The following is a 1,528-nucleotide window of genomic DNA, read 5'->3' as shown; positions in this document are numbered from 1 at the left end:
ATTAGAGTTAGTTTTGATGGGCGCAAGCTATTTTCCGGTTGGTCGTCTTATGAGACTACTCCGGCGAGTAGCACGACCGAAGCTTTTGAGCGGGTTTGGAATGCATTGCGCTTGCTCCTGTTGGGTGTCAATGACTAACTTTTCATTCGAGCCGAAGTGCTAACGCACGCGGCTCAATTCTGGTGTTGTGCCTCATGAGCAATGATTCGACAGCCAAGGTTTTGTTCCGAGTCCCGGATGATGACGGCGGCGCAACGGTCGAAACACTTTGGGCGGTTCCACTCGGAAATGATTGCTACAAGCTGGATAATTCCCCGTTTTATGCATACGGCGTTTCGTGGCAAGACACAGTCCTTGCGCCATTTGACTCGCAAGAACAGTTTTCCACCTTCCAATCCATAGTCACAAAGTCAGGCAACCGAACGATCAGGGTGCTCTTTGATCCGCCTGTTTCTCCTGGCAACACCTCGGATCAAGTTCTTCAGGGCTTAGTTGCCCTAGGTTGCAGCTACGAGGGTGCTAATCCAATGTACATCTCAGTAAATATTCCGGCCTTTGTAGAATTGCAGGCAGTTCGCTCGCACCTCATCGAGCATGACGCGCAATGGGAGCACGCAGACCCAACCTATGAGTCGCTGTTCCCGGATGAGGCACAACTAGTCAATCAAGCCGACCGCTAACGCGGCGGCTTATTTCCGGTGTTAGACATCAGCTCAACCACGAGGTCCGCAATGGGAACGCCATACGTTACGCCAGCAGCCTCAGACGCAAAATTTGCCATGCGTCGCCGAGTGGTTCGTATCGCATTTATTGCATGGCTTCTTCTATGGTTTGTACGTGAAGGCTTTTCTTCAATAGGTTGGCATGAGTTCGCAACCGCGTGCGGTTACCTACTCTTTTTCGGTGCGTTCTTAGTTCCACTGCTATTCGTTTGGCAAGCCAATTGCACATACTGCGGCGGCGGCATAAAGCTTGATGGCCGCACCTGTCAGCGTTGTGGCCATATCTTCGATTCGGGTCATTGAAATGTTTAACTGTTCATTCGAGCCGACGTGCTAACGCACGCGGCTCAATTCTGGTGTTAGGCCTCACATGAAGCGTCGTTGGGTCCTGCTGTCTTACATCACCGTGCTCGCGATGTCCGGCTGCTACGGCCCAGAGTCGCTGGGCAACAGATCCGACTGGGCTGCGCTTCAGGGCGTGGAGTACGAGCGACGAGCGCAAGTTCTAGGCGCGCCAGTTGTGCTTAAGGTCGGGGACTATCGTGTTGCAGGCATTCCACAGTCGAACGCACAAGGAAATATCTGGGTTCTTCTTAACCCCAGCGCAGACGAACCGCTTTACAAGCAGCTACCCGCAGGCAATTACACACTCACTGCCAAGCAGCTCGCCGCGTTCGGCTCGGTCGATCCCGGCGTACTAGCCCAGCTCCGACTACATGTGCAAAGGTGAGGGCTAACAGTTCCTCAAGAGACTTCCCGTCAACTCCGGGTGAGTGAGGCTGTGGCCCTGAGCTCTTAGGCGTTTG

The 1,528-nt window shown here is 53.5% G+C and carries 2 protein-coding genes; both read left to right on the top strand.

The genetic code is table 11. The features are described from left to right. The first annotated feature begins 194 nt into the window (after positions 1-194). On the top strand, positions 195-680 hold the full coding sequence (locus tag BM125_RS19565) for a DUF4265 domain-containing protein (protein WP_092411126.1): 486 nt from the start codon (positions 195-197) through the stop codon (positions 678-680). Positions 681-1,092: 412 nt separating this feature from the next. Further along, the gene (locus BM125_RS19560; RefSeq protein WP_092411125.1) at positions 1,093-1,452 is read left to right on the top strand and encodes a hypothetical protein; all 360 of its coding nucleotides are present in this window, start codon (positions 1,093-1,095) and stop codon (positions 1,450-1,452) included. Positions 1,453-1,528 lie beyond the last annotated feature (76 nt).

Origin of the sequence: Dokdonella immobilis, from assembly GCF_900115085.1 — a bacterium.
Classification (GTDB): domain Bacteria; phylum Pseudomonadota; class Gammaproteobacteria; order Xanthomonadales; family Rhodanobacteraceae; genus Dokdonella; species Dokdonella immobilis.
This window is presented reverse-complemented; position numbering and strand designations above follow the sequence as displayed.